We start from the raw sequence: 4,220 nt of genomic DNA, 5'->3' as shown, positions 1-4,220 counted from the left end.
GGATTTGTGCGCCTGCATGCCGGCGGCTTTGCCGAACACCACCAGATCGATCAGCGAGTTGGACCCCAACCGGTTGGCGCCATGCACCGAGACGCAGGCGGCTTCGCCCACCGCCATCAGGCCGGGGATCACCGCATCGGGATTGCCGTCGGCCAGCGTCACCGCTTCGCCCATGTAGTTGGTCGGAATGCCGCCCATATTGTAGTGGACCGTGGGCAGCACCGGGATCGGCTGTTTGGTGACATCGACGCCGGCGAAAATCCGCGCGCTCTCGGCGATGCCGGGCAGGCGTTCGTGAATGATCTTGGGGTCGAGATGCGACAGATGCAGATGGGCGTGATCTTTTCGCGCGCCGACGCCGCGGCCCTCGCGCACTTCCACCGTGATGGCGCGTGAAACCACATCGCGCGACGCCAGATCTTTCGCGTTGGGGGCATAGCGCTCCATGAAGCGCTCGCCTTCGGCGTTGGTGAGATAGCCGCCTTCGCCGCGCACGCCTTCGGTGATCAAGACGCCGACGCCGTAAACGCCGGTCGGGTGGAACTGGATGAATTCCATGTCCTGTAGCGGCAGGCCGGCGCGCAACACCATGGCATTGCCGTCGCCGGTCTGGGAGTGGGCGCCGGTGCAGGTGAAATAGATGCGGCCGTAGCCGCCGGTGGCGAGGATCACCTTGTGGGCGCGGAAACGGTGGAGGGTGCCGTCATCGAGCTTCCAGGCCATGATGCCGCGTACGGCACCGTCTTCCACGATCAGATCAAGCGTGAAGTACTCGACGAAGAAATTCACCTCGTGCTTGACGCACTGGCCGTACAGCGTGTGCAGCATGGCGTGGCCGGTGCGGTCGGCGGCGGCGCAGGTGCGCTGGGCGATGCCCTTGCCGAAATGGCTGGTCATGCCGCCGAAGGCGCGCTGATAGATCTTGCCGTCTTCGGTGCGCGAGAACGGCACGCCGAAATGCTCGAGTTCGTAGACCGCTTCCGGCGCGTTGCGGCACAGGTATTCGATGGCGTCCTGGTCGCCGAGCCAGTCGGAACCCTTCACCGTGTCGTACATGTGCCAGCGCCAGTCGTCTTCGCCCATGTTGCCGAGCGCGGCGGCGACACCGCCCTGGGCGGCGACCGTATGGCTGCGGGTGGGGAAGACCTTCGTCACGCACGCGGTTTTGAGGCCGAGGCGGGCGCATTCCAGGGTCGCGCGCAAACCGGCGCCGCCGGCCCCGACGACGACGACATCGAAGGTGTGATCGGTGATGGGATAAGCGGTCATGGTGGTCTCAGGTTGCGACGATGCGCAGGAGCACGAAGATCGAAGTCACGGCGAGCACGGTGGCGAAGGTGTAGTTCACCAGCGTCAGGAAAAACTTGAAGCCGGCATGCGGGACGTAATCGAGGATCACTTCCTGCAGGCCCAGCACCATGTGATAGAGGCCGATCAGCACGAACGCCGCCATCAGCACCGCATTGACCGGGTTGAAGAAGAACGACAGCACTTCCGCGCGGGTGGCGCCGACGAGGCCGATGACGCTGATCGCGAACCACACCGACAGCGGGATCAGGGCCACCGCCGAGACGCGTTGGCGCCAGAAATGGCCGACGCCGGAATGCGACGGACCAAGGCCTTGGGCCTTATGCAGGGGCGTTTCCAGGCTCATAGGAAGTAGCCTCCGTGACCGGTATAGGCGAGGGCGAAGACGCCGGCCGCCAGCGCGAAACTCAAGACGAACGAGAGGATGCCGGTGGTGTTCGCGGTCCTGACCTCGAATCCGTAGCCGAGGTCCCAGGCGAGATGGCGGACGCCGTTGACGGCGGGGAAGGCGAGCGCCCAGGTGAAGCCGAACAGGCAGAGCTGGCCGAGCGTCGTCTGGGCGGTGCTGATGAAGAAGTCGTATTCGTCGGCGCCCGAATAGACGGCGATCAGCCACCACACCACCACGAGCAAACCTCCCGCCAGTCCGACGCCGGTGGCACGGTGGACGATCGACGTCGCCATGGTGACAGGCCAACGGAAAATGGTGACGAACGGGGAGAGCGGGCGCACGGCCGGCTTCTGCGGGTCTTCCGCCATTCAAGTCCTCAATGCGAAGAGGGATAAAATCACGCCGGGAGCATAGGTTCTAAGAGTTCTAAGTCAACCGTTTCCGGACCGTTCGCGGCGGGCTTGCGCGCGAGACATTTCGCGATTTGCGATCCGGGGAGCCGCGGGCCATTGTCCGGGTCCTTGGAGGGGGCGATGAGCGAATCGACAGTGCAGGTCCGCGCGCCGGCCGAAGCCGGTGCGTCGACGCGATTCCATCCCACCCTCGCGCATCGCTCCGGCGAGCTGGCGGCCATCGCGGTGGTGACGCCGCTGCTGCTCGTCATCGACTGTTGGAACGGTTTTCCGCTGCTGTTCTACGATACCGGCGCTTACATGTTTCAGGGTTTTGCCCTGGTCTGGGCGCCGGAGCGCTCGCCGGTCTATTCGCTGTTCCTGCGCTATGGCGGCGGGCAGGCTGACCTGTGGCGGGTGGCGTGGCTGCAGTGTTTCATCACAGCCGTGGCGATGGTGGAATTTGCCCGCGCGGTGCGGCCGCAGACCAGGCTGCGCACTATGCTTGCCATCGCGGTGCTGCTCACCGTGTTCACGAGTCTCGCCTGGGTGGCCGGGCAGATTCAGCCCGATTTCCTGACGCCGGTGCTGGTGCTGACGCTCTATCCGCTGGCCTTCCACCGCGTCGGAATCGTGCGGGCAATCGTGCTCGGCGTTCTCTGCAGCTTCGCCATCGCCGGGCATCCGTCCCACTTCGGATTGGCGGCGGGGCTGGTGGTACTGCTGATCGCACTCAGGATCGCTGCTGCCGTGCGCATAACCCTGCCGCGGCCGAAGGTGATCGTGCCACTGATCTGCCTCGCGCTCGGCCTCGGGCTGGTGATGCAGGCCAATTACAAGCTGACCCACGAGCGCTTTTTCAGCCGCACCGGGCCGGTGTTTTTCGCTGCGCGTCTGCTCGCCAACGGCAGCGCGGTGAAGACGCTCGACGAGCTTTGCCCGACCGTAAAACTGAAGCTGTGCCCGTACCGGCATCAGATTCCGACCAACGCCGACACCTTCCTGTGGACCGGCAACACGCCGTTCGACAAAGTCGGGCGCTTCCACGGCGGGGCTGAAGAGTACGCGTTCCTGGCGCGCGAAACCTTGAAGCGCCATCCCTTCCAGGCGGCGGGCGATCTGATCGTCCAGGCTGTGGCGCAGTTCGTGCTGGTGCGTTCGGGCGATGGTTTTCAGCCGGTGCAGATCGCGGTCCATTCCTCGTTCGTGAACCACACGCCCAATCAGGTCGCGGGCTATCTGTCGGCGCGCCAGCAGCACGACGGCTTGCACATCTTCGTCGTCAACTTCCTCCACCTGCCGCTGGCGCTGGTGTCGCTGTGGTGGCTGCTCGCCAGCCTGCGCGCGAACCTGCGCGCCCGGCGGCCCGAGGCGGTGCTGGGAGCCTTCCTGTTCTTCGCCCTGATCGGCAACGCCACCATTTGCGGCATGATTTCCGGCGCCCACGACCGCTATCAATCGCGGATTGTATGGATCGTGCCGTTCGCCTTCCTCTTGACCGATCCCCGGGCGCTGCGCCGGCTGGGGGCCGACGATGTCGCGCGGATCGGCGTTGCGCATTGCGACGAAGTCCGCGATACCGCGGGGTCGCATTCGAGGGCGTGCCCCGGCACATCGGTATGACTGATTCGCTTGCATGGTCGGGCCGGGTTGGCCGGGTTCGGATTCCGGCGGCGCATCTGTCCGGGCTGGGCGCCGAGGTGGCGGCGATCCTGCTGTTGATGCCGATGTTCCTCTACGCGGCGTGGTGGAACGGCTTCCCGTTCATGTTCTTCGACTCGGGCGCCTATGTGCTGGAAGGCTTCCGGCGCTTCTTCGTGCCCGAACGCTCGCCCGGCTATTCGCTGTTCCTCGACTATACCCACGGCCGCGACAGCCTGTGGTACGTCGCCTGGGTCCAGGCGGCGATGACGGCCATCGTCATCGTGGAGTTCGCCCGGGCGGTGTGGCCGCGCACGAGCCTGTGGATGCTGCTCAGGGTGGGGGCGGCGCTGTCGGTCCTGACCAGCGTTGCCTGGTTCGCCGGCCAGATCGAGCCGGACTGCTTTACCGCCGTTTTCATCCTCGCGTTCTATCCGCTGGCGTTTAAGCGCAAGCAGCTCGGCTGGACCCGCGCCATCCTGCTGATC

Annotated in this window: 4 protein-coding genes and 1 pseudogene; 2 read left to right on the top strand and 3 right to left on the bottom strand. The window is 65.3% G+C overall.

From position 1 onward, the window contains the following. From sdhA to sdhC, 3 genes are all read right to left on the bottom strand, one after another. Positions 1-1,269: succinate dehydrogenase flavoprotein subunit (gene sdhA / locus AC1P6P_RS14185; RefSeq protein WP_481403094.1), on the bottom strand; the 1,269-nt coding region annotated here is incomplete at its 3' end. 7 nt (positions 1,270-1,276) lie between these two features. Further along, on the bottom strand, positions 1,277-1,654 hold the full coding sequence (gene sdhD, locus AC1P6P_RS14180; RefSeq protein ID WP_481403093.1) for a succinate dehydrogenase, hydrophobic membrane anchor protein: 378 nt from the start codon (positions 1,652-1,654) through the stop codon (positions 1,277-1,279). Beyond that, positions 1,651-2,067 carry a succinate dehydrogenase, cytochrome b556 subunit gene (sdhC, locus tag AC1P6P_RS14175; RefSeq protein ID WP_481403092.1) on the bottom strand — a complete coding sequence of 139 codons (417 nt, stop codon included), beginning with the start codon at positions 2,065-2,067 and terminating at the stop codon, positions 1,651-1,653. Before sdhC ends, sdhD begins: the two co-directional genes overlap by 4 nt. A gap of 165 nt (positions 2,068-2,232) precedes the next feature. Here sdhC and AC1P6P_RS14170 point away from each other — a divergent pair, with 165 nt between their 5' ends. Both AC1P6P_RS14170 and AC1P6P_RS14165 read left to right on the top strand, forming a co-directional pair. After that, positions 2,233-3,714, top strand: a complete 1,482-nt coding sequence (locus AC1P6P_RS14170; RefSeq protein ID WP_481403091.1) for a hypothetical protein — start codon at positions 2,233-2,235, stop codon at positions 3,712-3,714. Further along, positions 3,711-4,220: pseudogene (locus AC1P6P_RS14165) on the top strand (hypothetical protein); the annotation flags it as partial. The gene AC1P6P_RS14170 and the pseudogene AC1P6P_RS14165, both read left to right, overlap by 4 nt.

This window comes from Rhizomicrobium sp., assembly GCF_056722145.1.
This window is presented reverse-complemented; position numbering and strand designations above follow the sequence as displayed.